The organism is Allobosea sp. 10N428 (assembly GCF_056394545.1).
Genome location: NZ_JBFTIC010000006.1, coordinates 233,434 through 259,490 on the forward strand (window position 1 = coordinate 233,434; position 26,057 = coordinate 259,490).

Annotated in this window: 23 protein-coding genes; 12 read left to right on the top strand and 11 right to left on the bottom strand. The window is 66.3% G+C overall.

The annotated features are described in order from the left end of the window. The first annotated feature begins 79 nt into the window (after positions 1–79). The 3 genes from trxA to AC1DDA_RS19475 are packed head-to-tail and all read left to right on the top strand — an operon-like array spanning position 80 to position 3,068. Positions 80–979 carry a thioredoxin gene (gene trxA / locus AC1DDA_RS19465; protein WP_476796999.1) on the top strand — a complete coding sequence of 300 codons (900 nt, stop codon included), beginning with the start codon at positions 80–82 and terminating at the stop codon, positions 977–979. Between the two features lie 23 nt (positions 980–1,002). Further along, positions 1,003–1,674, top strand: a complete 672-nt coding sequence (locus AC1DDA_RS19470; protein WP_441511657.1) for an LON peptidase substrate-binding domain-containing protein — start codon at positions 1,003–1,005, stop codon at positions 1,672–1,674. Further along, a complete protein-coding gene (locus AC1DDA_RS19475) occupies positions 1,671–3,068 on the top strand; it encodes an MFS transporter (protein ID WP_476797000.1) in 1,398 nt (465 codons plus the stop codon). Before AC1DDA_RS19470 ends, AC1DDA_RS19475 begins: the two co-directional genes overlap by 4 nt. 15 nt (positions 3,069–3,083) lie before the next feature. Here the strand turns inward: AC1DDA_RS19475 and AC1DDA_RS19480 are convergent, their stop codons facing one another. The 4 genes from AC1DDA_RS19480 to AC1DDA_RS19495 form a co-directional block, all read right to left on the bottom strand. Further along, positions 3,084–4,520 (bottom strand): homospermidine synthase, encoded by a 1,437-nt coding sequence (locus tag AC1DDA_RS19480; protein WP_476797001.1) that lies wholly within the window; start codon positions 4,518–4,520, stop codon positions 3,084–3,086. Positions 4,521–4,671: 151 nt separating this feature from the next. Next, positions 4,672–5,208 carry a GNAT family N-acetyltransferase gene (locus AC1DDA_RS19485; protein WP_476797002.1) on the bottom strand — a complete coding sequence of 179 codons (537 nt, stop codon included), beginning with the start codon at positions 5,206–5,208 and terminating at the stop codon, positions 4,672–4,674. A gap of 233 nt (positions 5,209–5,441) precedes the next feature. Further along, positions 5,442–6,587, bottom strand: coding sequence for a type III PLP-dependent enzyme (locus AC1DDA_RS19490; RefSeq protein ID WP_441511653.1), 1,146 nt, complete (start codon positions 6,585–6,587; stop codon positions 5,442–5,444). 793 nt (positions 6,588–7,380) lie between these two features. Beyond that, positions 7,381–7,941 (bottom strand): glyoxalase superfamily protein, encoded by a 561-nt coding sequence (locus AC1DDA_RS19495; RefSeq protein ID WP_441511652.1) that lies wholly within the window; start codon positions 7,939–7,941, stop codon positions 7,381–7,383. A gap of 278 nt (positions 7,942–8,219) precedes the next feature. On the opposite strand from AC1DDA_RS19495, the gene AC1DDA_RS19500 reads away from it, so the two are divergent. Beyond that, positions 8,220–9,839 (top strand): OpgD/OpgG family glucan biosynthesis protein, encoded by a 1,620-nt coding sequence (locus AC1DDA_RS19500; RefSeq protein ID WP_476797003.1) that lies wholly within the window; start codon positions 8,220–8,222, stop codon positions 9,837–9,839. Positions 9,840–9,855: 16 nt separating this feature from the next. Further along, positions 9,856–10,128 (top strand): GNAT family N-acetyltransferase, encoded by a 273-nt coding sequence (locus AC1DDA_RS19505; RefSeq protein WP_476779553.1) that lies wholly within the window; start codon positions 9,856–9,858, stop codon positions 10,126–10,128. Positions 10,129–10,152: 24 nt separating this feature from the next. Here AC1DDA_RS19505 and AC1DDA_RS19510 read toward each other — a convergent pair whose 3' ends face one another. Together AC1DDA_RS19510 and AC1DDA_RS19515 are read right to left on the bottom strand one after the other, a co-directional pair. Next, entirely contained in the window at positions 10,153–10,620 is a 468-nt protein-coding gene (locus AC1DDA_RS19510) for a Fur family transcriptional regulator (RefSeq protein ID WP_441511649.1), read from the bottom strand. 154 nt (positions 10,621–10,774) lie between these two features. Continuing rightward, the gene (locus tag AC1DDA_RS19515) at positions 10,775–11,782 is read right to left on the bottom strand and encodes an LLM class flavin-dependent oxidoreductase (RefSeq protein WP_476797004.1); all 1,008 of its coding nucleotides are present in this window, start codon (positions 11,780–11,782) and stop codon (positions 10,775–10,777) included. Between the two features lie 190 nt (positions 11,783–11,972). On the opposite strand from AC1DDA_RS19515, the gene AC1DDA_RS19520 reads away from it, so the two are divergent. After that, the gene (locus AC1DDA_RS19520) at positions 11,973–12,149 is read left to right on the top strand and encodes a hypothetical protein (protein WP_476779556.1); all 177 of its coding nucleotides are present in this window, start codon (positions 11,973–11,975) and stop codon (positions 12,147–12,149) included. Positions 12,150–12,167: 18 nt separating this feature from the next. Here the strand turns inward: AC1DDA_RS19520 and serA are convergent, their stop codons facing one another. From serA to AC1DDA_RS19540, 4 genes are all read right to left on the bottom strand, one after another. After that, positions 12,168–13,427: a phosphoglycerate dehydrogenase gene (gene serA / locus AC1DDA_RS19525; protein ID WP_476797005.1), complete on the bottom strand. Its 1,260-nt coding sequence runs from the start codon at positions 13,425–13,427 to the stop codon at positions 12,168–12,170. A gap of 107 nt (positions 13,428–13,534) precedes the next feature. Next, positions 13,535–13,981, bottom strand: a complete 447-nt coding sequence (locus AC1DDA_RS19530) for an NfeD family protein (protein WP_476797006.1) — start codon at positions 13,979–13,981, stop codon at positions 13,535–13,537. Positions 13,982–13,988: 7 nt separating this feature from the next. Continuing rightward, positions 13,989–14,969, bottom strand: coding sequence for an SPFH domain-containing protein (locus AC1DDA_RS19535; RefSeq protein ID WP_476779558.1), 981 nt, complete (start codon positions 14,967–14,969; stop codon positions 13,989–13,991). Between the two features lie 774 nt (positions 14,970–15,743). Then, positions 15,744–16,745, bottom strand: coding sequence for a DMT family transporter (locus AC1DDA_RS19540; RefSeq protein ID WP_476797007.1), 1,002 nt, complete (start codon positions 16,743–16,745; stop codon positions 15,744–15,746). A gap of 555 nt (positions 16,746–17,300) precedes the next feature. On the opposite strand from AC1DDA_RS19540, the gene AC1DDA_RS19545 reads away from it, so the two are divergent. Both AC1DDA_RS19545 and AC1DDA_RS19550 read left to right on the top strand, forming a co-directional pair. Beyond that, a complete protein-coding gene (locus AC1DDA_RS19545; protein ID WP_476797008.1) occupies positions 17,301–17,798 on the top strand; it encodes a c-type cytochrome in 498 nt (165 codons plus the stop codon). Between the two features lie 178 nt (positions 17,799–17,976). Then, complete coding sequence (locus tag AC1DDA_RS19550; protein ID WP_476797009.1) at positions 17,977–19,029, top strand: acyltransferase family protein; 1,053 nt, start codon at positions 17,977–17,979, stop codon at positions 19,027–19,029. Between the two features lie 99 nt (positions 19,030–19,128). Here the strand turns inward: AC1DDA_RS19550 and secA are convergent, their stop codons facing one another. Continuing rightward, on the bottom strand, positions 19,129–21,912 hold the full coding sequence (gene secA, locus AC1DDA_RS19555; protein ID WP_476797010.1) for a preprotein translocase subunit SecA: 2,784 nt from the start codon (positions 21,910–21,912) through the stop codon (positions 19,129–19,131). 370 nt (positions 21,913–22,282) lie between these two features. On the opposite strand from secA, the gene AC1DDA_RS19560 reads away from it, so the two are divergent. The 4 genes from AC1DDA_RS19560 (at position 22,283) to AC1DDA_RS19575 (ending at position 26,046) form a co-directional block, all read left to right on the top strand. Then, positions 22,283–23,140 carry a peptidylprolyl isomerase gene (locus AC1DDA_RS19560; protein WP_476779563.1) on the top strand — a complete coding sequence of 286 codons (858 nt, stop codon included), beginning with the start codon at positions 22,283–22,285 and terminating at the stop codon, positions 23,138–23,140. A 233-nt stretch (positions 23,141–23,373) separates the two neighbouring features. Continuing rightward, the gene (gene argJ / locus AC1DDA_RS19565; RefSeq protein WP_476797011.1) at positions 23,374–24,624 is read left to right on the top strand and encodes a bifunctional glutamate N-acetyltransferase/amino-acid acetyltransferase ArgJ; all 1,251 of its coding nucleotides are present in this window, start codon (positions 23,374–23,376) and stop codon (positions 24,622–24,624) included. Then, positions 24,605–25,534: a DMT family transporter gene (locus AC1DDA_RS19570; protein WP_476797012.1), complete on the top strand. Its 930-nt coding sequence runs from the start codon at positions 24,605–24,607 to the stop codon at positions 25,532–25,534. Before argJ ends, AC1DDA_RS19570 begins: the two co-directional genes overlap by 20 nt. 41 nt (positions 25,535–25,575) lie before the next feature. Next, on the top strand, positions 25,576–26,046 hold the full coding sequence (locus AC1DDA_RS19575; RefSeq protein ID WP_441511636.1) for a carboxypeptidase regulatory-like domain-containing protein: 471 nt from the start codon (positions 25,576–25,578) through the stop codon (positions 26,044–26,046). Positions 26,047–26,057 lie beyond the last annotated feature (11 nt).

Below are 26,057 nucleotides of genomic sequence, written 5' to 3' on the forward strand. Positions count from 1 at the left end.
CATCCCATCTATGGGGCAACTGCGCAGGCGCCCGTTCCGGCGCGCCGGCGCCTCTACGAAGCATCACGAAGGGCGACCCATGCTGGTCAATGGCGAGGCGGCCGAGCAACCCGGCCTGATCAAGGACACCACGACGCAGGGCTTCCGCGAGGACGTCATCGCCGAATCGATGAAGCAGCCGGTGCTGATCGATTTCTGGGCGCCCTGGTGCGGCCCCTGCAAGCAGCTCACCCCCGTCATCGAGAAGGTGGTCAAGGCTGCCGGCGGCAAGGTCAAGCTCGTCAAGATGAACATCGACGATCACCCGCAGATTCCCGGCCAGCTCGGCATCCAGTCGATTCCGGCGGTCATCGCCTTCAAGCAGGGCCAGCCCATCGACGGCTTCATGGGCGCCCAGCCGGAAAGCCAGGTGAAGGCCTTCATCGAGCGCCTCGTCGGCCCGATGGGCCCCGGCGCGACGGAGGAACTGATCACGGCTGCGCAGGCCGCCATCGAGGCCGGCGACCCGGCCGGCGCCAGCGAGCTCTATGCCGGCGTGCTGCAGGTGGAGCCTGACAATCTCGCCGCCATCGCCGGGCTGTCGCGGCTGCATCTCGACAACGGCGATATCGAAGGCGCCAAGGGCATCCTCGCCATGGCACCGCAGGACAAGGCTGCGGACCCGGCCATCACGGCCCTGCGCGCCGCGATCGAACTCGCCGAGCAGGCTGCCTCGCTCGGCGACACCGCCGAGCTCGAGGCGAAGGTCGCGGCCAATACGAAGGATCATCAGGCCCGCTTCGATCTGGCGCTGGCGTTGAATGCCCGCGACAGGCGCGACGAGGCGGTCGACCATCTGATCGCCATCATCGGGGCCGACAGGAAGTGGAACGATGATGGCGCGCGCAAGCAGCTCCTGCAGTTCTTCGAGGCCTGGGGCCCGATGGACGACGCGAGCGTCGCCGGCCGCCGCAAGCTGTCGACCTTGTTGTTCTCCTGACCGCCGAGAGGACGGAACCGCACATGGGCATAAACGCCGTCTATGAGGGGGCCGGGGATTGCCCTGAGGTGATCCCGCTCTTCCCCTTGAGCGGCGCGCTGCTCCTGCCGCGCGGCCAGATGCCTCTCAACGTCTTCGAACCGCGCTATCTTGCCATGATCGACGACGCACTGAAGAGCGAGCGCGTCATCGGCATGATTCAGCCCGAGCCAGAGGTTGGCCGCCAGCCGGAAATCCCTCCTCTGCTCAAGGTCGGCTGCCTCGGCCGGATCACTCAGCTCGCGGAAACCGGCGACGGGCGCTACATCATCACCCTGACCGGGATCAGCCGGTTCCGGCTGCTGGATGAATTGTCGGTCACAACCCCCTACCGGCAGGCACGCGTCGATTACGAGCCCTTCGCCGCGGATTTCGTCGCCCGCACCGGCGAGGAGGAGGTCGATCGCAAGGGCCTGCTCAAGGCGCTCAAAGACTTCGCCAAGGCGAACGACCTCAAGATCGACTGGAAGGGCGTCAACGAGGCTCCCAATGAGGCTCTCGTCAACGCGCTCTCGATGATGTGCCCGTTCGGGCCGCGCGAGAAACAGGCCCTTCTCGAGGCGCGGACGCTGAAGGATCGGGCGGAGGTGCTGGTCGCGATCACCGAGATCGAGCTGGCCCGCGGCGGCAGCGACCCGGACACCACCCTGCAGTGACCGTCGCCACGCCACCTGCCGAAGCTCCGCCGACAGTCTGGCCGCCGCGCCGCGCGGTCGTGGCGTGGATCTTCTTCGACTGGTCGGCGCAACCTTTCTTCACGCTGATCACCACCTTCGTCTTCGCGCCGTTCTTCGCCTCAGTGCTGACGAGCGATCCGGCGGAGGGGCAGGCGCTGTGGGGCTATGCGACCGGGCTAGCGGGCCTTTGCATTGCTCTGCTCTCGCCCCTGCTCGGCGGCATCGCCGACCGGACAGGGCCGCGCAAGCCCTGGATCGCGGCTTTCGGGGCGCTGCTGGTGATCGGCTCGGCGATGCTCTGGTTCGCGGTGCCGGGCTCGGCCTTCGCGGTGACGATCGCACTCGCCGGTTTCGTCATCGCGACGATCGGCGCCGAGTTCGCGACGACCTTCAACAACGCGATGATGACGCGGCTCGTGCCGCCGGAGCGGCTGGGCTGGCTCTCCGGCACAGGCTGGGCCGTAGGCTATCTCGGCGGGCTCTTGTCGCTCGCGATCACGCTCGGGCTGCTTGCGGCCGATCCGCATACCGGCAAGACGCTGGCAGGCATCGCGCCGATCTTCGGGCTGGACGCGGCCGCGCGCGAGGGCGACCGCTTCTCCGGCCCGCTCACGGCGCTATGGTTCGTCATCTTCGTCACGCCGATGTTCCTGCTCACCCCGGATTCGCGCAAGACGGGCCTGAGCCTCGCCGAGGCGGCCAGCGGTGGCGTCGGGCGGCTGAAGGCGACACTGGCCGAGCTGCCGAAGCTGCCCTCGCTCGGCCGCTTCCTGCTCGCCAACATGATCTACCAGGATGCGCTGGTCGCGCTCTTCGCCTTCGGCGGAATCTATGCGGCCGGCGTCTTCGGCTGGCAGACCATCGAGCTCGGCGTCTTCGGCATTCTGCTCACCCTCACCGGCACGCTCGGCGCCTGGCTCGGCGGCAAGCTCGACGACGCCATCGGAGGCAAGCCGGTTATTCTGGGGGCGATCGCCTGCCTGCTCTTTGCCTGCCTGGGCATCCTCTCGCTGAGTGCCGACCATATCCTGTTCGTGATCCCGGCCACCCCGCACGCTCCCGGCGACGGGCTCTACGCTTCGCTGCCGGAGCGGGTCTATCTCGGTCTCGGCCTGCTGATCGGCCTCGTCGCCGGCCCGTTGCAGGCGGCTTCCCGCAGCCTGATGGCGCGGCTCGCGCCGCCCGGCCGCATCGGCGAGTTCTTCGGGCTCTTCGCCCTGTCGGGCAAGGTCACGTCCTTCATGGGCCCGACGCTGGTCGCAATGGCGACGAGCGTCTTCGCCAGTCAGCGGGCTGGGCTTGCCGTCCTGATCGTCTTCTTCCTGGCAGGCGCGGCGTTGCTCGCCGGCGTCACAGTGAAACGGGCGCCGTAGCGCCCGTTCTGGTCGTCAGCGAACCAGGATGTTCCTGAACTGCCAAGGATCGCTCTCGTCGATATCCTCCGGGAACAGCCCCGGACGGCCATCGAGCGGGGTCCAGTCGGTGTAATAGCCGTTCACCGGCCCGAGATAGGGTCGTTGGATCTCGAGGCAGCGGTTGAAGTCGAGCTCTTCGACCTCGACGATCCCGGCGCGCGGATTCTCCAGCGCCCAGACCATGCCGGCGAGCACGGAAGAGGTCACCTGCAGACCGGTCGCGGTCTGGTAGGGCGCGAGCGAACGCGCCTCCTCGGTCGAGAGCTGCGAGCCGAACCAGTAGGCGCCCTTCTCATGGCCGTAGAGCAGCACGCCGAGCTCGTCGATGCCGTCGACAACCTCGTTCTCCTCGAGGATGTGCTGCTCCTCCTGCGGGCGGCCGGCATTGCCGAACATCTCGTGCAGCGAGAGCACGGCATCGTTCGCCGGGTGGTAGGCGTAATGGCAGGTCGGCCGGAAGATGGCCTTGCCGGTCTCGTCGCGCACAGTGAAATAGTCCGCGATCGAAATCGACTCGTTATGCGTGACCAGGAAGCCATACTGCGCGCCCGGCGTCGGGCACCAGCTGCGGACCTTGGTCTCGGCCCCGGCCTGCATCAGATAGATCGCCGCCTGCGAGCCTGTCTCGTGGCCATGCGCATTCGCCGGCATCCACTTCTCGTGGGTGCCCCAGCCGAGTTCTGCGGGCTGCACGGCTTCCGCGATGAAGCCCTCGACCGACCAGGTGTTGACGAAGACGCCCGGCGGCTTGGGGTTCTTCGAACGCTGCGTATCGCGCTCGGCGATATGGATGCCCTTGACGCCGACGCGCTGCATCAGCGCCGCCCATTCCTCACGGGTGTTCGGCTGCGTCGCATTGAGACGCATATCGGCGGCAAGGTTCGTCAGTGCCCGCTTCACCAGCGAGGAGACCATGCCGGGATTGGCGCCGCAGCAGGAGACGGCCGTCGGGCTGCCCGCCGGGCGCGCCCGCTTGGCGGCGAGCGTCATCTCGCGCAGCGCGTAGTTCGAGCGCTCGGCCGGGCCCTTGCTCTCGTCGAAATAGAAGCCGAGCCAGGGCTCGTTGACCGTATCGATATAGAGCGCACCGAGGCTGGAGGCGAGTTCCATCAGATCGCGCGAGCCGGTATCGCAGGACAGGTTCACGCAGAAGCCCTGCCCGCCGCCGGCGGTCAGCAGCGGCTCCAGGATCTCCTTGTAATTAGCCGGCGTCAGCGCTTCCTGGATGAAGCGGATGCCGCGCTCGTCGAGCAGGTGGCGATTGGAATCATCGGGAGCAATGACGACGAAGCGGCTCTTGTCGAACTTGAAGTGCCGTTCGAGCAGCGGCAGCGTACCGCGGCCGATCGAGCCGAAGCCGATCATCACGATCGGGCCGGTGATCTCGCCGTAGACGGGCCAATTCGTCATTCTCTGTAACTCCTGGGTTCTGGGGGCAAAAAAGGTCGAAAGGGTCGTATGGGCGCAAAATCGCGCCGTCAATCGCCGGAACGCCTTCCATGCGGGTGAGCGCATGGAAAGCGCCGGGCGATGACGGCGCGATGACGATGGATGTGAAGCGTCAGGCGGCCTGCGCCACCTCGTCCGCTTCCACGGCCGCTGGGATCATGGCACCGCCGGCTACGAGCACGCCGCTTGCACCGTCGAGCGCGCCCTCGCGCAATTCGATGGCGAGGAAGCGCTCGCGCTCGACCGGGCCGGGCATGGCTAGGTCGCGGGTCAACGCCGCATCGAAGCCGAACCGTGCGTAATAGGGCGCGTCGCCGACGAGGATGACCGCGCCATGCCCGCGGCAGGCCGCACGCCAGAGCGCCTCGCGCATCATCGCCTTGCCGAGCCCCTCGCCTTGGAGTTCCGGCTTGACCGCGAGCGGGCCGAGCAGCAGCGCCGGCACGCCATCGGCTTCCACATGCCAGAGGCGGACCGTCGCCAGCAGCTCGCCGTCACGCTCGGCGGTCAGGGCAAGCCCCTCCGCCGGCAGACGGCCCTCGCGCAGGCGCTCGCTGGACTTGGCGGTGCGGCGCTCGCCCAGGCACCGGTCGAGCAGCGCCTCGCGGGCGGGAATGTCGTTGGCGATCTCGTCGCGGATCGTGATCATGACGCACCTCCTGCCGGAGCGCCTGCGCTCACGCAGACCTTCCCGGCGCCGCGCGAGCGCGGCCACAAGCGGATGGATTGTGTGGAAGGGGATCCGGCGGGAGCCACGCCCGCATCTCCGTTCTGGAGATACGAACGCTCCACCCGACTGGCGTCGGACAGCCTGCCATGCGGCAGGGCGCTTCGCCGGACCCGATTGGCATGGGGGCGGCGGAAGCCGCCCCGTACTTTCCGTCAGATGACGTACTGCTTCAGCGGCGGGAAGCCGTTGAAGGCGACGGACGCATAGGTCGTCGTATAGGCTCCCGTGCCTTCGATCAGCACCTTGTCGCCGATCTCCAGCGAGAAGGGCAGCATGTACGGGGTCTTCTCGTACATGACGTCGACAGAGTCGCAGGTCGGGCCGGCGAGCACGCACGGGACGGTCGCATCGCCGTCGCGCGTCGTGCGGATGGGGTAGCGGATCGCCTCGTCCATGGTCTCGGCGAGACCATTGAACTTGCCGATGTCGAGATAGACCCAGCGGACCTCGTCCGACTCGGCCTTCTTCGAGATCAGCACGACCTCGGCCTCGATCAGGCCGGCTTCGCCGACCATGCCGCGGCCCGGCTCGATGATCGTCTCGGGCAGCTGGTTGCCGAAATGCTTCGACAGCGCCCGGAAGATCGCGTCGCCATAGGACGGCACGCCCGGAATCGGCTTCAGGTAGCGCGCCGGGAAGCCGCCGCCCAGGTTGACCATCGACAGCGAGATGCCGCGGGTGGCGCACTCCTTAAAGATCGCCGAGGCCGAGGCCAGGGCGGAATCCCAGGCGTTCACATTCGCCTGCTGCGAGCCGACATGGAACGAGATGCCATAGGCCAGCAGGCCGAGGCGATGGCCGTGCTCGAGCACGTCCGCGGCCATTTCGGGCACGCAGCCGAACTTGCGCGAGAGCGGCCAGTCGGCGCCCGCGCCGTCGCAGAGGATACGGCAGAAGATGCGCGCGTCCGTCGTGCCGGTCTTCTCGGCAGAACGAGCGACCTTCTCGACCTCGGCCGTGCAGTCGACGGCGAAAAGACGCACGCCGAGCTCCATGGCGCGCACGACGTCGCGCTCCTTCTTGATGGTGTTGCCGAAGGAGATGCGGTCGGCGGTGGCGCCGGCAGCGAGCGCGAGCTCGATCTCGACGACCGAAGCGCAATCGAAGCAGGAGCCGAGCTTGGCCAGCAGGGCGAGCACTTCCGCCGCCGGATTAGCCTTCACCGCGTAGAAGACGCGGGTGTCGGGCAGCGCGCGGGCGAAGGCATGATAGTTCTCGCGCACGACATCGGTGTCGATGACGACACAGGGCCCGTCCTCACGTCGGGTGCGAAGAAACTCACGGATGCGGTCGGTCATGAGACGCGACTCCCCTACGACGCAAGCGGCGTCGATGCGATGTATCGCCGAATGAATCGCTGTCATCGCAAGGCGCTGTGGAGACGCCTTCGACAACGGACGAAACGTCCGGACCCGAAACACCGTTCGATTGGGGAAGACCCCGCACGGCCGGCAATGAAGGACAAGCCTCTTCGGTGCCGGCCTGTGGAAAGCCGGCGAGACCAAAAAAGCCCGCTCCGTCGTTGCTTTAAGCTGCGTCCCCCGTGGAGATTCGGGGTTCGCCGGTTTTGCCTCCGGCTGCTGGTCTGTGTCGGGGAACGCCTCTCTTGCGAGAAACGGGAAGCGTGATTTGAGGGATGTCCATCCCCTCCATCCGTCTTCCAACCCCTGGCGGCTGTCCGGCCTCTTGTCCGGATGCCCACCGACCAGCACGCGGCCACAGGCACGTGCGAATTGGGTGAACGCGATATACGGATGCCGGCCCCGGACCACAAGTGTTTTGTGCACCCTGAGCCGCATTTTTTTGCAGGGTCGATCCGAGCCCATTCGGGAACGGATTAACGGCAAAAAGCTCTTCGCCGGCTATGGGTTAGCATGTGCCATGTCGATGCGGAATTCATGCCGTGCGCTCCGGGCTTCGCTGAGAGAGAAGCACGGAGTCTATGAACACGTCCCTCCGGTCATGGTCGGGCTTGTCCAGACCATCCACGTCTTCGCTGGTCGAACACCGGGTTCAAGACGTGGATGCTCGCCAGAAGGGCGAGCATGGCGGTGCGGTGCGCGCTTCGGCACCGATCATTCGTCGAACGCGTCAGCCACGCTTTTCGCAGAACCGGATTCGGTTGCCGAAGGGGTCCGGCACCTGCAGGGTGCGCCCGCCCGGCCCATCCTCCTCGATGCCCGGCTTCGAATAGGTATAGCGCTTGCCGATCAGCTCGGCATGGAGGGCATGGATCCCCACCATCCAGACGAAGACGGTCGATCCGGGGCTGGCGTCGCCGTGATGCTCGGAGAGATGGAGCTGCAGGCCGGAGCGCGACACCTGCATATAAAGCGGCATGTTCGGTCCGAAACGATGGTCCCAGTCCATCGTGAAGCCGAGGAAGTCGAGGTAGAACTCCTTCGCCTTGGCCTCGTCGAAGATCCTGAGGACCGGAATCCCCATCTGCAGACGTACGGCCCCGTCGGTCGCCGCAGCCGGCGCATCGGGCGCGGTGTCCCCGATCTTCGCCGCCAGCACGTTCCAGTCGTCATAGCCGAACTGGCGCGCCACGATTTCGAGGGTTTCGGAATGGGAGAGCGTCACCTGCCTCGCGGCCATGGTCTCGCGCAGGCTCTTCGCCATCTGCTTCGCATCGCGGAAGCTACGCATCGTCGTGATCCTTCTCGCTGCGGACGGGAGTGATCGGGGCTCGCCTTGCCGATATCCGTCCACGAGTCGATCGGGATCAGGACAGGGACTTCATCTGGATGCGTTCACCTTGCCCCTTCGGGGCGCGAGCGGCTGGCCGCATCCGGCCGGTCGCGAAGGTTGCGATATCTTCATCTCCTGTCAATGGCGGATGCCCTAGACCGGCCCCATTTGATGGCCTTAAGTCTCGGCTGCTGCTCAATTTCGCGGACAGCCGCGACGGGGAATACGGACCACGCATGACCATGACAGATCGCCGCCGGGTTTTGGGGGGACTCTCAGCCGCGCTCTGCCTTTCGGCAGCGCCCTCCGTCCTTCTGGCGCAGCAGCCGCGGCCTCAGACACCGCCGCAAGGCCAGCCCCAGCCGCCGCCGCCTCAGAGCGCGGCGCCGCAGCCGCGCTTCAGCTTCGAGGACGTGCAGCGCCGGGCGCGCGAGATCGCCGCCGTCGCCTATGAGCCGAGCGCGAGCCTGCCCGAGGCGCTGGCGAAGCTCGACTACGATGCCTGGCGCGACATCCGCTTCCGGCCCGAGCGGGCATTGCTCGCTCAGAACGGCTCGCCCTTCCGCATGCAGATGTTCCATCCGGGCTTCCTGTTCACCCGGCCGGTCACGGTGAACGTAGTCCGCGACGGCGTGCCGACCCCTGTGCCCTATGCCGCCAACCTGTTCGATTACGGCAAGGTCAAGTTCGACAAGCCGCTGCCTGTCAATCTCGGCTTCGCCGGCTTCCGGCTGCACTATCCTCTCAACGACCCCCGCGTCTTCGACGAGCTGATCTCCTTCATTGGAGCGAGCTATTTTCGCGTGCTCGGCCGCGGCCAGCGCTACGGCCTCTCGGCACGCGGGCTTTCGATCGGCGCCGGCACGGCAAACGAGGAATTCCCGGTCTTCCGCGAGTTCTGGATCGAGCAACCCACGGCCGATGCCGAGCGCGTCATCATCCACACGCTGCTCGACTCCCCCTCGGTGACCGGCGCCTTCCGCTTCACCATCTATCCCGATCTCGACACGGTGATCGATGTTGCGGCGACACTCTATCCGCGCGTCCCGATCGAGAAGCTCGGCCTTGCGCCGCTGACCTCGATGTTCTTCACGGGGGAGAACGACCGCCGCTTCTTCGACGATTTCCGCAGCGAGCTGCATGATTCAGACGGGCTGATGATCCATTCCGGCAGCGGTGAGTGGATCTGGCGCCCGCTGCGCAATCCCAAGCAGCAGGCCGTCTCTTCCTTCGTCGAGCGCAATGTCCGCGGCTTCGGCCTGATGCAGCGCGACCGCACCTTCGAGCACTATCAGGATCTCGACCTCGCCTATGAGCTGCGCCCGTCCTACTGGATCGAGCCACAGGGCGACTGGGGCGAGGGCGTCGTCGAGCTGATCGAGATGGCGACCTCGGACGAGACCAACGACAATGTCGTTGCGCTCTGGGCGCCGAAGACGCCGCTCGAACCCGGCAAGGAATTCTCTTTCGCCTACAAGCTCACCGCCATGCTTGACTCCAGCGATCTGCATCCGGGCGGGCGGGTGATCAACACTTACCAGGCCAAACCGAAGGCGCTGGGTTCGGGCGAGCCGGTGACGGAGGGCGCCCGCCGCTTCATCGTCGACTTCGCCGGCGGCGACCTCGACTATCACGTCAAGCAGCCGGAAAAGGTCGAGATCGTGCCCTCGATCGCCTATGGCCGCATCGATCGCGCCTTCATCGTGCCGAACCAGAAGACCAAGGGCTTCCGCGCCTTCATCGATGTCGTGGTCGAGCCCGGCCAGCTCGCCGAGATGCGCGCCTTCCTCAAGAGCGGCGGCAAGGCCCTGACCGAAACCTGGAGCTACCCCTGGCGTTCGGACGCGCAAGGCTGATCTGAAGGAGCCGACCATGGACGTCGTCGAGAGACCCGAACAGAACCGATTCGAACTGGCGCTCGATGGCGGCACGGCCCTCGTTGCCTACAGGCTGGACGGCGATCGGGTGGTGCTTGTTCATACCGAGGTGCCCGAGCAGTTCGCCGGGCAGGGCGTCGGCTCGCGCCTGGCGAAAGGCGTCTTCGAGCTGCTCCGCGCGAGCGGACGCAAGGCCGTGGTCCGCTGCGAGTTCCTCAAGGGCTGGATCGCGAAGCATCGCGAATACGACGACGTCATCGACGGCTGAAGCATCGGCCCAGGCCGGAGCGCGTCAGCTCTGCTTGCGGCTCTTACGCTGCGCCGGCGTCTTGGCCGGCGGCATCTTGCGACCATAGAGCTCCAGCCGATGCCGGACGAGCTCATAGCCGAGCTCGGCAGCGATACGACGCTGCAGCTCCTCGATCGCGTCCGAGGAGAATTCGATCACCTCGCCGGAATCGATGTCGATCAGATGGTCGTGATGTTCCTGGCCGGCATGCTCATAACGCGAGACGCCGTCCTCGAAGGCGTGGCGTTCGATCGCCCCTTGCGACTCCAGCACCTTCATCGTGCGATAGACTGTCGAGAGCGAGAGTGTCGGATCGAGGGCGAAGGCGCGCGTGAAGATGCCTTTCGCATCGGGGTGATCATCCGCCTCCGCCAACACGCGCAGGATCAACCGCCGCTGCTGCGTCATGCGCAGCCCGGCCCCCTTGAGCTGGTTTTCGAAAACGGCGACGCGCCGGTCCACTTCGATCATGTCACGGAGATACCGCGAACGGGTGATTTTGCAAATTCACCTATATGATAATCACTCTCATTTGCATTATTATTGCAAATGATTTTCTATTGCAATAGCTGCCGCGGCCGTCATGTTGCGCAACATGACGGACCATCCGGCAGATTTTCCGCTCTCAGGCTGCGCTCCGCGCCGCGCGGAGATCAGCCGCGATTCCCGCCACCAGCTCGAAGGAGCGCTTGCGCTTCTCGTGGTCGAAGATCGGCGCGGTGATCATGATCTCATCGGCGCCGGTCTCACGGATGAAGGCGCCGAGCGAACGCTTCAGCGTCTCCGGCGAGCCGATGAAGGCATAACGCAGCATCTGCGAGACATGCGCCTTCTCCGCCGGTGACCAGTACTGCTCGATATCGTCGATCGGTGGCTGGAGCTTGCCACGCGCGCCGCGGACCATTCCGACGAAACGCTGCTGCAGGGAGGTCGCGAGATGGCGCGCCTCCTCGTCGGTCTCGGCGGCGACGACATTGATGCCCGGCATCGCATAGGACGTTGCAAGCTGCTCGGAAGGCTTGAAGCGTTCGCGATAGACCGCGAGCGCCTGCAACAGCGCATCGGGCGCGAAATGCGAGGCGAAGCTGTAGGGCAGGCCAAGCTCCGCCGCGAGCTGCGCGCCGAAGAGGCTGGAACCGAGGATCCACAGCGGCACGTTCAGCCCCTCCCCCGGCACGGCGCGGATCGCCTGGTTGGGACCGGCCGGCGCGAACAGCGCCTGCAGTTCCAGTACGTCCTGAGGGAAGCTGTCTGATGACATCGGGCTGCGGCGCAGCGCCCTGAGCGTGAGCTGGTCGGTGCCGGGCGCCCGGCCGAGACCGAGATCGATGCGCCCGGGGAAGAGCGCTTCCAGCGTGCCGAACTGCTCGGCGATCACGAGCGGAGCGTGGTTCGGCAGCATGATGCCGCCGGCGCCGATGCGCATCGTGCTGGTCGCCGCCGCGAGCTGGCCGATCACGACCGAGGTCGCCGCGCTGGCGATGCCGACCATATTGTGGTGCTCCGCCACCCAGTAGCGGGTGTAGCCGAGCTTCTCGGCATGGCGCGCCAGATCGATCGACTTGAGCAGCGCCTGGCGCGGCCCCTCCCCTTCGACGACTGGAACGAGATCGAGGACGGAGATCGCGACCATGACGGCCCCTGCTGGCTGGCGCCGGACGAAGTGCCGGCGGGAAGGCTGAGCTTCACCAGATGGGAAGGCTGCGCGCCCTGGTCCAGAGGCAGGCGCGGCTCGTCATGGCGCGCCTGCGCTGACGTTATGGCGGAACGCCCCTCGCCCTGCGGAGTTGATTTGCAAAGCCACCCACGCCGAAGGAGCGACCATGACCACGACCGCCAATCCGGCCAAGGAAAGCCTGCGCAAGGAGCAGAAGGAACAGCGCAAGGCTGAGCGCAAGCACGGCAAGGACGCCGATCTCAACCAGGCATTGAAGGACACCTTCCCCGCCAGTGACCCTGTCGCCTTGGAAACGCCGACCAAGCCGGGCGGCCGCGACTGAAATGCCTTCCCCGGCGTGTCAGTCGCGCTGATAGAGCAGCCGGGCGCGGATCGTGCCGTCGAGGGCACGAATCTCGCGCAGGATGTCGCGCGCCTCGGTGATCGAGACCTTGTCGGCCTCAATGACGACATAACCGACCTCGCCGTCGGTATGGTAATTCTGCGCGGCGATGTTGACCTGCCGGTTCGCGAAGACGTCGTTGAGGCGCCGCAGCATGCCCGGCACGTTTCTCTGGACATGGATGAAGCGCGTGCCCACAGCGCGCACAGGGATCTGCACCTGCGGAAAGTTCACCGCGCCGACCGTCGAGCCGACATCGGAATAGTCGACAAGTTTGCGTGCGACCTCTGCGCCGATACGCTCCTGCGCCTCCTCGGTCGAGCCGCCGATATGCGGCGTCAGGATCACGTTAGCGCAGCCTTGCAGCGGCGAGACGAAGCGTTCCGCGTTGGAGGCGGGTTCGACCGGGAAGACATCGACCGCAGCCCCCGCAAGATGACCGCTCTTCAGCGCCGCCGCGACCGCGTCGAGATCAACGACGGTGCCACGCGAGTTGTTGATGAGGTAGGCGCCCTGCTTCATCTTGGCGACCTGGGCGGCGCCCATCATGCCGGCGGTCTGCGGCGTCTCCGGCACATGCAGCGAAACGATGTCGGCGGCGCCGAGCAGGGCGTTCAGGCTCTTCGTCGGCTCGGTGTTGCCATGGCGCAGGCGGTCGGTGTGATCGTAGTAGATCACGCGCATGCCCATCGCCTCGGCCAGCGTCGAGAGCTGGCTGCCGATATTGCCGTAGCCGATGATTCCGAGCGTCTTGCCGCGCACCTCGAACGAGCCGTTGGCCGACTTGTCCCAGCCGCCATCATGCGCCGAACGCGAGCGGTCCGGAATGCGCCGGAGCAGCATCACGATCTCGCCGATGGTCAGCTCCGCGACGCTGCGGGTGTTGGAGAACGGCGCATTGAACACCGGCACGCCTTGCTGGCGCGCCGCCTCCAGATCGACCTGATTGGTGCCGACCGAGAAGCAACCGACGGCGAAGAGCCGGTCGGCAGCGGCGAAGACCTCCGGAGTCAGTTGCGTGCGCGAGCGGATGCCGAGCACATGCACGCCCTGGATCGCCTTGAGCAGCGCCTCGCGATCGAGCGCCTTGGGCAGCCGCTCCAGATTGGAGTAGCCGGCCTGCTGCAGCAGTTCGACGGCGGAATCGTTGATACCTTCCAGCAGCAGGACCTTGATGCGGTCCTTCGGAAGGGAAAGGCGTTCGCTGAGGCTGGTCATGGCTGCTGCGCTCGTGAGGGAGCGGTTGCTATAGTCCTCGTGGCGCGCGAGGCCAACGCCTTAGACGCAACGCCGACGCGAAAAACCCCGCATCGGATGCAAAAACCTCATGCCTTCTCCACGACCAGCGTGGAGCCCTCAACGCGCACGACCTTGATCTCCGTCCCTGCCAGCAGCTCCGGCCCGATGATCCGCCAGGACGAATCGCCGACGCGGATACGGCCCTCGCCGGCGGTCATCGTCGCCTCCAGCCGGAACACCTTGCCGATCAGCTGGCGGCCACGGTCGTTGAGGCCGGTCGCGGCATCCGGCTCCTCGCTCCGGCGGCGGGTCAGCAGACGTCCGGCGAGGACGCAGATGACGGCGAGCACAGCGAAGACCAGCATCGCCGCCTGCCAGCCCATGCCGGTGAGGCCGGCGAGAGCACCGGTGACGAGCGCGGCAAGGCCGAGCCAGATCAGGAAGACGCCGGGCGCCAGCATCTCGCCGCCGATCAGCAGCAGGCCGAGGATCGCCCAAAGCCAGCCGCTATGGTTCATCAGCCACTCCGGCATGGCCGCCTCAGCCGCCCGTCCGGCTCGCGGCCGGCACCGAACCCGAGCCGCGGCGCTGCGCCACCGCCTCCTCGCCGAACACGGCCTTGGTGAGCTGGGCGATGCCACCGACCGTGCCGGCGAGCGCTGCGGCCTCGATCGGCACGATCACCACCTTGCTGTTGTTGCTGCTGGCGATCGCCTTCAGCGCATCGGTATAGCGCTCGGCGATGAGGAAATTGGCGGCCTGGATGTCGCCGCGGCTGATCGCCTCCGAAACCATGGCGGTCGCGGTCGCCTCCGCCTGGGCCAGCCTTTCGCGCGCCTCGGCGTCGCGCAGCGCCGCTTCCTTGCGGCCCTCGGCGGCGAGGATCTGCGCCTGCTTCTGGCCCTCGGCCTTGAGGATCTCGGACTGCCTCTGCCCCTCGGCCTCCAGCACGGTGGCGCGCTTCTCGCGCTCGGCCTTCATTTGCCGGTTCATCGCGCCGGCGATGTCGGCCGGCGGCAGGATGTCGCGGATCTCGATGCGCGTGACCTTGACGCCCCAGGGCGAAGCGGCGGCGTCCATGACGCGCAGCAGCCGCTCATTGATCTCGTCGCGGTGGGAGAGGAGCTGGTCGAGGTCCATCGAGCCGACGACGGTGCGGATATTGGTCATGGTCAGGAGCATCAGCGCATCGTGGAGCGCGGCGACCTCGTAGCTGGCTTTTGCCGCGTCGAGCACCTGGAAGAAGGCGACGGCGTCGATGCGCACGCCGGCATTGTCCTTGGTGATCGCCTCCTGCGAGGGAATGTCGAGCACCTGCTCCATGACATTCACCTTATGGCCGATACGGTCGATATAGGGCACGATCAGGCCCAGCCCCGCGCTCAGCGTGCGCGAATAGCGGCCGAAGCGCTCGACGGTGTAATTGTAGCCCTGCGGAACGGTGCGGACGCCGCGCGCGATCGTCAGGATGACCAGCGCCACGACGACGACGACTGCGATATTGTAGCCCGACAGATCCATCCCATACCCCTCGCGGCGCTGTCGGCGCCGGCCCTGCCCGTGACAGCGCCCAAACTGGCGGTTGCCGCGAGCGGATGCAAGGAGGGCTGGCAGCCAAACGCTGCCTTCCGCTGGCCGGCCTGCGCCATCGAACGGAACACCACCGTCATGCTCGCCCTCGTGGCGAGCATCCATGTCTTGCGCGCGTCGATCGGCAGTCCGGTTCTAAGACGTGGATGGTCGGGACAGGCCCGACCATGACGGCAGCGCCTCCCGCCCATAGGTCTTCACCCGCCCGTGCTCGCGCGCGGTCGTTTCAATCTGAGGGGCAGCGGAGCGCCGCGAGGCGCGTGGGTATCGGGCCGCTTCCATTGAGCCAGGATGCGGCGCGGAAGGATCGAGCCACCTTCCGCACGCCCCGTGGCGCTCCGCTCATCGGCGATTTCTGACTCCGGGCCGCGCTTATACGGCTGGGGCACTCGTGCCCGGCGCCTCGCGGATCAGTTCGGCTCATCGCCTTGTCATCCGTTCCGCGCCAGACCCTGGTTGCCCCAACCTTCCAGCGAGCTCCTCGCACAGGGGCCGTAGTACCCCCAGGGCGGTGCCCCGAAGCCTCCCGGGAGTGGATCGTAACTCCACCCGCAGGCGCCGAACCTCCTCCCGCCCCTGGCATACCTCCGGATGGCCGCCCCTCGGGGATGAGGTGGGCCGAGCATAGGCATGGATTGTGAGGGCGAGGATAAGTTCGTACGAAAACCACCGCCATGGTCGCACAGTGGGAGTCCGCTTTCGACCCTAAGCGGACAGCTGCCCCTTCCGCTTCGTCGCCACCGTGAGCGTCAACCCCGCGAGCACGAGGACGACACCGACGATGAAGAGCGGTCCCAGCCGGTCCCCGAAGATCAGGGCGGCGGCAGCCACGCCGATGATCGGCTGGAGATATTGGATGCTGGCGGCAATCCGGGCAGGAAGCGTGCGTAGCAGATGTAGCCAGAGGAAGAGCCCGGCAACCGTGACCATGACGCCGAGATAGAGAGCGGACGACACTCCGACGACCGTCAACTGGAACGGCACTTCTATCAATTCCCAGATCGTCCAAGGCGAGAGTGCGAGGAAGCCGAACAGCGTGCTCCACGCAGCGACGACAACTGTGCCGTGCCGCTCCGACAGTTCGACACTCCAGACATAGTAGAAGGCGATCGTCAGCGCTGAAAGCAGTACGAGCGCGGCACCGGACAGGCTCGTTTGCGTCGCGGCCGAGGAAGCGTCACCGCGCCCCCAAGCGACAAAACCGATGCCGATGAAGGCCGCGGCAATGCCGAGCGCCTGCACGATCGTCACCGGTTGCCGCAACCGCAGGGCCGCGAAGATGACGACGAAAGCCGGGATAGCCGCCGAGATCGTCGTGCCCACCGAAGCAGATGTACCGGCTACGCCGAATGTTTGTGCGACTTGGCCGATGCCAATGCCAAGAATTCCCAGCGCCGCTACGCGAGGTAAAGCCTTCAAAGGCAATCGCTGCTTCCCGACTACGAGAAGAAACATCAGCGGTATCGCAATCAGGAACCGCAGCCCGGTAAGAACGAGCGGCGGCAAGGTCAACAGGCCCAACTTCGTGATCGGGATCGACAAGCCCCACATGACCGCGAGCAAAAGCGCGGCCCCAAGGCTCCGTGCGGAGACGACGGAGGCAGATACAGAGGCATCGTTCATGAGGGGCAGTCGCCGGTGGCAGGATGATCCGAGCGTTATCGCAGGCCAGTCGCTACGCCAACAGCATGGCAGCTCCCGACTCAAACCGGACCTCGGTCATGTCTGCTCTCGATTGTCACCGTTGCGCGCCTGCCATCATGCGACAGCGAAATTCGATCTCCTGTCGCAGATCGTCCCAAGGGACAGCTTTCCAGCTTCAAGGCGTACGAATAATAGGAGAAATGCGGAGCGCTCCGAAGAAGGCGCCTGGCGCTGGTTCCGAAATGTAACGATGGAGTTCGCCGTGCTGAAACTTTGTGTCGCCGTGGTGCTCATCCTTCTCGGGCCAGTCGGTTGCGTCACGCAAGATACCGTTCCCAGCAAAAGGGCGGACGGGCCGGCCTATATGCAGCCGGGCATTGGTGCGCCGGCTCGTCAGACAGATATGTTCGGGAATGCCTTTCGTTAGTTGAGGAGCGCAATCTGCCCGCCCCGGACGGTGAAAGCCAGTCGCGGGACAATTCTGACAACGATGAAGCCAGCCTCGGCCGGCAGGCGCTGTTCGCCCCTCCATCATTCAGGTAGCATCGATCAGCCGCAGCATAACGGTCGCCCGGCGACGAAGCGACAGCCGGGCCGCATCCCGCGCGGGAGGGCGCCATGCGATTCATCGCCGGTTTCGTCTCAGCCTTCATCCTCCTGGCCATCGCCGGCCTCGCCGTCGTCTTCGGCGGCTTCGTCAATATCGCCGCCCGCGAGCCACACAGCGCTCCGGTTTTCTTCCTGCTGAAGACCGCCATGCGCCAATCGGTGGCTCGCCAGGCGGCCAGCGTGCCCGCGCCGGCACCGTCCACCGACATGGCCCGCGGGTTCCGCCTCTACAACGAGACCTGCGTTTATTGCCATGGCGGCCCCGGGAAAGACCCGGTCGATATCGGCAAGGGCCTCAATCCAGAGCCACCATTCCTGCCTGACACGATCCAGCGCTGGAGCGCTGCCGAGATCTTCTGGATCGTCAAGAACGGCGTTCGGATGACGGGGATGCCGGCCTTCGCCGAATCCCATAGCGACGAGGACCTGCGGGCCGTCGTCGCCTTCGTGCAAAAGCTTCCGGGCATGTCGGCCGAGCAATATGCCGCCTATGAGAAGGAGCAGTGAGCACAATCCCGGCCGGATTGTCGGCTCGAAGCGGCCGGGCCATCCAAGCCGTGTCTGCCCCTCACAAGGCTGCTCGCCACCCTTGCTGGAAGCTTAACGGCACCCGATCCTGTCCGGCAGCGATGCTAACCCCCCGCTAATCCGGCCGTGCCAAGCTCCGCTTGGAGGAACCGGCATCATGGCTGACACGACTGCAACGCCCCATCGCCCGGCCAGCCGCATCGGCTGGGTCGATACGGGCAAGGGCATCTGCATCATCCTGGTCGTGCTGATGCATGTGGCCGGCGGGCTCGAAGGCGCCACGGGGCAGGAGAGCTGGATCGACCCGCTGATCGCCTGGGCGAAGCAGTTCCGCATGCCCGGCCTGTTCCTGCTCTCGGGCCTGTTCGTGCCACGTCTCGTCGGGCTCGGCTGGAACGCCTTCCTCGACCGGAAGATCGTGCCGCTGAGTTACTTCTACCTGCTCTGGTTCTCCATCAACGCGCTCATGCGCTTTCCGCCCTGGGGCGAGGCAGGCTTCTCCGGTTTCGCGCAGGATTATGCGCTCGGTCTCGTCGATCCCTTCGGCGTGCTCTGGTTCATCTATCTGCTCACCGTGTTTTTCGCCGTTGCCAAGGCCGTCTGGCGCTGGCGCCATGCGGCGCTGATCGCGGCCGCGCTGCTGGCGCTCGCCCCGCTGAGCACCGGCTGGATGGTGCCCGACCAGTTCACCGCCTATTTCGTCTTCTTCCTGGCCGGAGCCGTGTTCTCGGCGCAAATCCGCGCCGCCGCGGACAGGGCCGCTGACCATCCCCGCAAGACCTTCGCGATCTGGGCCGGCTGGTTCGCCCTCAGCGCGCTCGCTACGCCCTTTCTCGGCCACGACGTCCAGAATGCGGCGCCGGGCGTGCACCTGCTCCTGGGCATCGCCGGAGTGGCCGGGATCCTGCTCAGCGCGGTGCTGCTGGCCGGGCAGCTGCCCTGGCTCGACTATTGCGGACGCAACTCCTTACCGATCTATCTCGCCTTCTTCCTGCCGATGGTAATCGGGCGGGCCGTGCTGCTGCGCTCCGGCATCCCGCTCGACCCCGGCGTCGCCGCGCTGCTGCTGACCGCGATCTCAGTTGCCGTGCCGCTGCTGCTGCACCGGCTGGTCAGGGGCACGCCGCTGGCTTTTCTTTTCGCACGCCCGGCATGGCTCGGCACGCGGCCCCGCTCGGCGAGACAGCAGGAGATCGGCTCCTCGCTCTGATCGGCGGCAAATGTCGCCACGAAACGTCGCAAGCGGCCCTGAAACGCATTGCGCCCGGCACAGGGCCGGGCGCGGGGATCGTCAGCGGGAAAAGCTGCCTCAGACGAACTGGCCGTGGCAGTGCTTGAACTTCTTGCCGGAACCGCAGGGGCAGGGCTCATTGCGGCCGACCTTGCCCCAGGTCGCCGGATCGGCCGGGTTGCGGTCCAGAACCTCCGTATCGGCATCGACCGCGGCGAACTGCACGCCGCCGCCCCCGTAGTCGCCGCCGCCGAAGCCCGACCCGGCACCGTCCTGCGCGAATTGCTGAGCCTGCTGATCTTCCGGCTGCTCGAAGCGGACCTCGACGCGCGAGAGATGGCCGGTGACCTGCTGGCGCAGCTGGCCGATCAGCCCGTCGAACAGCTCGAAGGCTTCCTGCTTGTATTCCTGCAGCGGGTCGCGCTGGGCGAGGCCGCGCCAGCCGATGACCTGCCTGAGATGGTCGAGCGTGACCAGATGCTCGCGCCAGAGATGGTCGAGCGACTGCAGCAGCACCTGCTTCTCGACATAGGTCATGACCTCGTCGGTGTTGCGCTCGATGCGGCCGGCATAATCCTCGTCGGCGAGCTTGCGGATGCGCTCGCGGATCTCGCTGTCGGCGATGCCCTCTTCCTTGGCCCAATCCTCGACCGGCAGGTCGAGGTTGAGGGACTGGATCACCTCCTGCTTGAGGCCGGCAGTGTCCCACTGCTCGGGATAGGCGTCTTCCGGGATGTGACGGGCGACGACATCCTCGACCACGCCGTGGCGCATGTCGTCGATCGTCTCGCGCACGCTGGCCTGGCGCATGAAGTCGCGGCGCTGCTCGAAGACCACCTTGCGCTGGTCGTTCATGACGTCGTCGTACTTCAGGATGTTCTTGCGGATGTCGAAGTTGCGCGCCTCGACCTTGCCCTGCGCCTTCTCGACCGCCTTGTTGATCCAGGGGTGGACGATCGCCTCGTCCTCCTTGAGGCCGAGCTTCGTCAGCATGCCGTCCATCCGGTCGGAGCCGAAGATGCGCATCAGATCGTCCTGCAGCGACAGGAAGAACTTCGAGCGGCCGGGGTCGCCCTGGCGGCCGGCGCGGCCGCGCAGCTGGTTGTCGATGCGCCGGCTCTCATGGCGCTCGGTGCCGACGATGTAGAGACCGCCGGACTTCAGGACGCGCTGCTTGAAATCGGCCACCTCGGCGCGGATCGCTGCCGCCTTGGCGTCGCGCTCCGGGCCCGGCTCGATGCCGGCAAGGTCGTGATTGATCCGCATATCGGCATTGCCGCCGAGCTGGATGTCGGTGCCGCGGCCGGCCATGTTGGTGGCGATGGTGATCGCGCCAGGCACGCCGGCCTGCGCGACGATATAGGCCTCCTGCTCGTGGAAGCGGGCGTTCAGAACGGCGAAGGCCTTTGTCGTCTTGCCCTCGCGCGCCGCCTGGTAGACCGGCTCCAGCGCTGTCGGGTCGGTGAAGTCGAGCAGCTTGTAGCCCGCCTTCTCCAGCATGCCGGCGACGAGCTCGGAGCGCTCGATCGAGGTGGTGCCGACCAGGATCGGCTGGCCGTTGGCCTGCGCCGCCTGGATCTCGCGGATGATGGCGCGGACCTTCTCCTCGAAGGTGCGGTAGACCTCGTCGTCCTCGTCCTTGCGGGCGATCGGGACGTTGGTTGGAATCTCGACGACCTCGAGCTTGTAGATCTGGAAGAACTCGTCGGCCTCGGTCGCCGCCGTGCCGGTCATGCCCGCGAGCTTGCCGTAGAGCCGGAAATAGTTCTGGAAGGTGATCGAGGCCAGCGTCGCGTTCTCGGGCTGGACGGTGACCTGTTCCTTGGCTTCGAGCGCCTGGTGCAGACCTTCCGAATAGCGCCGCCCCGGCATCATGCGGCCGGTGAACTCGTCGATGATGACCACCTCGTCATTGCGGACGATGTAGTCCTTGTCCCGGGTGAAGAGCGAATGCGCGCGCAACGCCTGGTTGACGTGGTGGACCAGCGTGACGTTATGGGCGTCGTAGAGATCGCCCTCCTTCAAGATCTCGGCCTCGCGCAGCAGCTCCTCGATATGATCGTTGCCGGCCTCGGTCAGTGCCACCGTCCGCTGCTTCTCGTCGACCTCGTAATCGCCGGCGACGAGGCCCGGCAGCACCTTGTCGATCGCGACATAGAGTTCGGACTTGTCGTCGAGCGGGCCGGAAATGATCAGCGGCGTGCGCGCTTCGTCGACCAGGATCGAGTCGACCTCGTCGACGATGGCGAAGTGGTGGCCGCGCTGGCTCATCTGCGCGACGTCGTACTTCATGTTGTCGCGGAGATAGTCGAAGCCGAATTCGTTGTTCGTGCCATAGGTGATGTCGCAGGCATAGGCCCGCTGGCGCTCCTCGTCGTCGAGGCCGTGCACGATGATGCCGACCGTGAGTCCGAGGAAGTTGTAGAGCTTCGCCATCCACTCGGCGTCGCGCCGGGCGAGGTAGTCATTGACGGTGACGACGTGGACGCCCTTGCCTTCGAGCGCATTGAGATAGGTCGGCAGGGTCGCGACCAGCGTCTTGCCTTCGCCGGTCTTCATCTCGGCGATGGCGCCCTCGTGCAGCACCATGCCGCCGACGAGCTGGACGTCGTAGGGGCGCTGGCCGAGCACGCGCTTGGCCGCCTCCCGAACGGTGGCGAAAGCCGGCACGAGCAGGTCGTCGAGCTTGGCGCCATTGGCAAGCTGCTGCCTGAACTCGTCGGTGCGCGCCTTCAGCGCCTCGTCACTCAGCGCGGCGATCTCGTTCTCGAGGGCGTTGATCGCGGCGACGCGGGGCTGGTAGCCCTTGACGCGGCGGTCATTCGACGAGCCGAAGAGTTTCTTTGCGAGCGCGCCAAGCATGTTGGGCCTTTCAGGTGATGCTTGAGCCCCCGGCCGGCGCGGACCTCTTTCGCGCCTGGGTCGGAAGCCCGGTATTCTCGAAATGCGACCGCGTGTTTAGACGCGTGCGCGGGCAGGGTCCAGCGTGCGTTTCGTCCAATCGGCAGCGAAACGGCAAGTGAATTCGGCTCTGGATGTGGGTGTTTTCCCGGCTGCTTCCAAGGGCGGAAGCTTGAGATCGCACGACGTTGCGGCATCGCGCGCCCCTCCGGGCGGTGCAAAGCTGCGTGATCGGTCGCTGCAATCGCTTGAACCGCCTTGCCTTTGCCGCGTTCAGCTGGCAGTGCAGCCGCCAAAGCGTCTCGGGTTTTCCGACGAAAGGCCGTCACTCATGAACTCAGCCCGTCTCATTGCCTTCCTCGGCTTCGCGCTGCTGACTGGACCGGCCTTCGCCCAGGCCGACAAGGTCGTCGCCAAGGTCGACGGCATCGCGATCACCGAGAAGGACATCCAGCTTGCCAGCGAGGATCTCGGCGAGCGCCTCGCCCAGCTCCCCGATGACCGCAAGCGCGACGAGGTCATCAACTATCTCGTCGACCTCAAGCTCGGGGCCAGGGCCGCGGCCGACGCCAAGATCACCGATACGCCCGATTTCGCGGCCCGCCTCGCCTATTATCGCGAGAAGGTGCTGCTCGACGAGTACCTGACGCGCGAAGGCAAGAAGGCCGTCACCGCCGACGCCGCCAAGAAGCTCTTCGACGAGACCACCAAGGCGATGACGCCCGAGGAAGAGGTTCATGCTCGCCACATCCTCGTCGAGGACGAGGCCCAGGCCAAGGCCGTGGTCGAGCGGCTGAAGAAGGGCGAGGATTTCGCCAAGGTCGCCGCCGACGTTTCGAAGGATCCCGGCTCCGGCAAGGAAGGCGGGGATCTCGGCTGGTTCACCAAGGACCGCATGGTGCCGGAATTCGCCGAGGCCGCTTTCAAGCTGAAGAAGGGCGAGGTCTCTGAGCCGGTGAAGAGCCAGTTCGGCTGGCACGTCATCAGGCTCGAGGACAAGCGCTCCAAGCCGCTGCCCGACTTCGCCTCGGTGAAGCCGCAGATCGACCAGTATCTCGAGCGCAAGGCCCAGCAGGACCTCGTGCTTGCCATGCGCGAGAAGGCCAAGATCGAGCGCCTCGACAAGCCGGCGGTGCCCGCCGCTCCGGCCCCGGATGCCGCCAAGCCTGCCGAGCCGAAGAAGAACTGATCCGACGTCGTCATTCTCGGGCGAGGCAAAGCGCAGACCCGAGAATCTCCGGGAAGAGATGCGCGGGTCGAGCCCGAGCATGGCGCAAACCCTCAATTTTGCGGGCGGCCCTTGCGGCCGCCCTTCTTGTTTTCGTCATCGGCCTGCGGCAGACGGCTTCTGAACGAGACGCACTGCCCCGGCGAGCAAACGATTCGCCGGTCTTCGAGCAGTGCTCCGCAGGAGGAGCTCCGATGGCCGGCAAGGATGTCCCCGTTTCCCCGCTCGCGCCGAAGCGCCAGCCCAAGGTGCCGCCGGTTCCGGGCGTGCGCTTCGCCACCGCCGAGGCGGGCATCCGCTACAAGGGCCGCCAGGACGTCTGGTTCGCGCTGCTCGACGAAGGCACCCAGGTCGCCGGCGTCTTCACGCGCTCGAAATGCCCGTCGGCCCCGGTCGATTGGTGCCGCGAGAACCTCGCGCAAGGCTCTGCCCGCGCCGTCGTCGTCAATTCCGGCAACGCCAATGCCTTCACCGGCCTGAAGGGGCGTGACGCGGTCAAGCTCACCGCCGAGATCGCCGCCAAGGCTGCGGCTTGCAAGCCGCAGGAGGTCTTCATCGCCTCGACCGGCGTGATCGGCGAGCCGCTCGACGCGACCAAATTCAAGGGCGTGCTCGACGATTGCGCCAAGCGTGCCGCTGAGGGCCCCTGGATCGACGCCGCCAAGGCGATCATGACCACCGACACCTTCCCGAAGGCGCTGACCCGCAAGGCCAAGATCGACGGCAAGGAAGTGGTCATCGCCGGCATCGCCAAGGGCGCCGGCATGATCGCGCCGGACATGGCGACGATGCTCTCCTTCGTCTTCACCGACGCGCCGATCGCCGCCCCGGTGCTCCAGGCATTGCTGTCGAAGGGCGTGAAGGGTTCGTTCAATGCGGTCACCGTCGACAGCGACACCTCGACCTCGGACACCCTGATGCTCTTCGCCACCGGCAAGGCGGCCGAGCGCGGCGTGCCCGCCATCACCGAAATCAACGATTCCCGGCTCTCCGGCTTCAAGCGGGCGCTGAATTCGATCCTGCTCGAACTCGCCCATCTCGTCTGCAAGGACGGCGAGGGCGCGCGGAAATTCGTCGAGGTGCGCGTCAGCGGCGCGGCCTCGGCCCGCTCGGCCAAGCGGGTCGCGCTCTCGATCGCCAATTCGCCGCTGGTCAAGACCGCCATCGCCGGCGAGGACGCCAATTGGGGCCGCGTCGTCATGGCCGTCGGCAAGGCCGGCGAGCCGGCCGATCGCGACAGGCTCGATATCGGCTTCGGCGACATCGTCGTGGCGAAGCAGGGCGCGCGGGCTCCGTCCTATGACGAGCAGGCGGTGTCGGACTACATGAAGGGCGACAGTATCGTCATCACCGCCGATCTCGGCATCGGACGCGGCAAGGCCACGGTCTGGACCTGCGACCTGACCAAGGCCTATGTCGAGATCAATGGCGACTATCGCTCCTGAGGCCGCGCCGCAGCAGGAACCCAGCCGCAGCTTCATCGCCGTCAACCTCGCGATCTGCTCCCTGCTCTGGGGGTCGAGCTACCTGTTCATCAAGCTGATGAGCGGCGAGGTTTCGGCGCTGGCGATCGCCGCCAGCCGCGGCCTGCTCGGCGCTGCCGTGCTGTCGCTCTGGAGCCTAGGGCGGGGGCGCAGCCCCTTGCCGCGGCGCGCCGAAATCCTGCCCTGGTTCGTGCTGGGCACCACCAATGGCTGGCTGCCGAACGTGCTCGTCGGCTACGCGCTGATCCAGCTCGCCAGCGGGCCCGCAGCGATGATCCAGTCGGCGGGGCCGCTCGTCACCGCGCTTGCCGCCCACCTCATCTTCTCCGAGGAGCGGCTGAGCCGGCGTCGCTTCGGCGGCATCCTGCTTGGAATGACCGGCGTCGCGCTGCTGATCGGCCCTCGGCTGTTCGAGGGCGGCGGCACCGCGCTGAGCGTCCTCGCCATGATCGGCGCGACGCTGAGCTACGCCGTCGCCAATCTCTATGTCCGCACCGTGCCGACCGCGACGGGCGATCCGGCCCGGCTCGCATTGGGCCAGCAGATGTTCTCCGGCACCATCGCGACCGCGCTGACGCTCGTCGTGCTTGGCCCCGCGGCCTTCGTCCCGCTTGGCGGCCATCTGCCGGCGATGCTGGCCCTCGGCATCGTCGCCACCGCTATCCCGGTGACCGTCTTCATGCGGCTGATCCGGGCGGCGGGGCCGACGCGGGCCGCGATGACCGGCTATCTCGTGCCAACGGTGGCGGTGATCCTCGGCGTCATCGTCCTGCATGAACACCTGGGGTTGCGTCAAATCCTGGGCGGTTGCATCATCCTGGCCGGCGTCTTCCTCGTCACGACGGCGCCGCGCAAGGTGGGGGCCTCATGAGGATCGGGACTATCGCGGCGGCCATCTTGGCTGGAGCCGCCATGGCTGGCTGCGTCGAGCGCCAGCCGGCAACTGTGGCGTTCTCCACGGACGAGGCTGCCGTCATCAAGAAGCCGGGCAACGGCGTCATCGCCGGACATGCCTTCCGCACCAAGCCGAGCGGCACGGTGGTCAACGCCGCCGGCCAGGTCGTGCGCCTCATCCCCGCCACCGGTTTTGCCCGCGAGCGCTTCGCCAATCTCTACGGCCAGGGCAAATACGTCCCGCATCACGCCTACCCGGCTGCTGACACGGTCGATCCGGCCTATGCCGAATACACCCGCACGACCAAGGCCGAGGCCAATGGCCGCTTCGCCTTCGACAAGGTCGCGCCGGGCTCCTATTTCGTCACCACCCAGGTGATTTGGGGCGATGAGAACGCCTTCACGCGGGAGGGCGGCTTGGTCTATGACAGCGTCACGCTGACGGGCAAGGAAACCGAGCCCGTCCAGGTCATCCTCTCCGGCAACTGAGTCCCACCTCC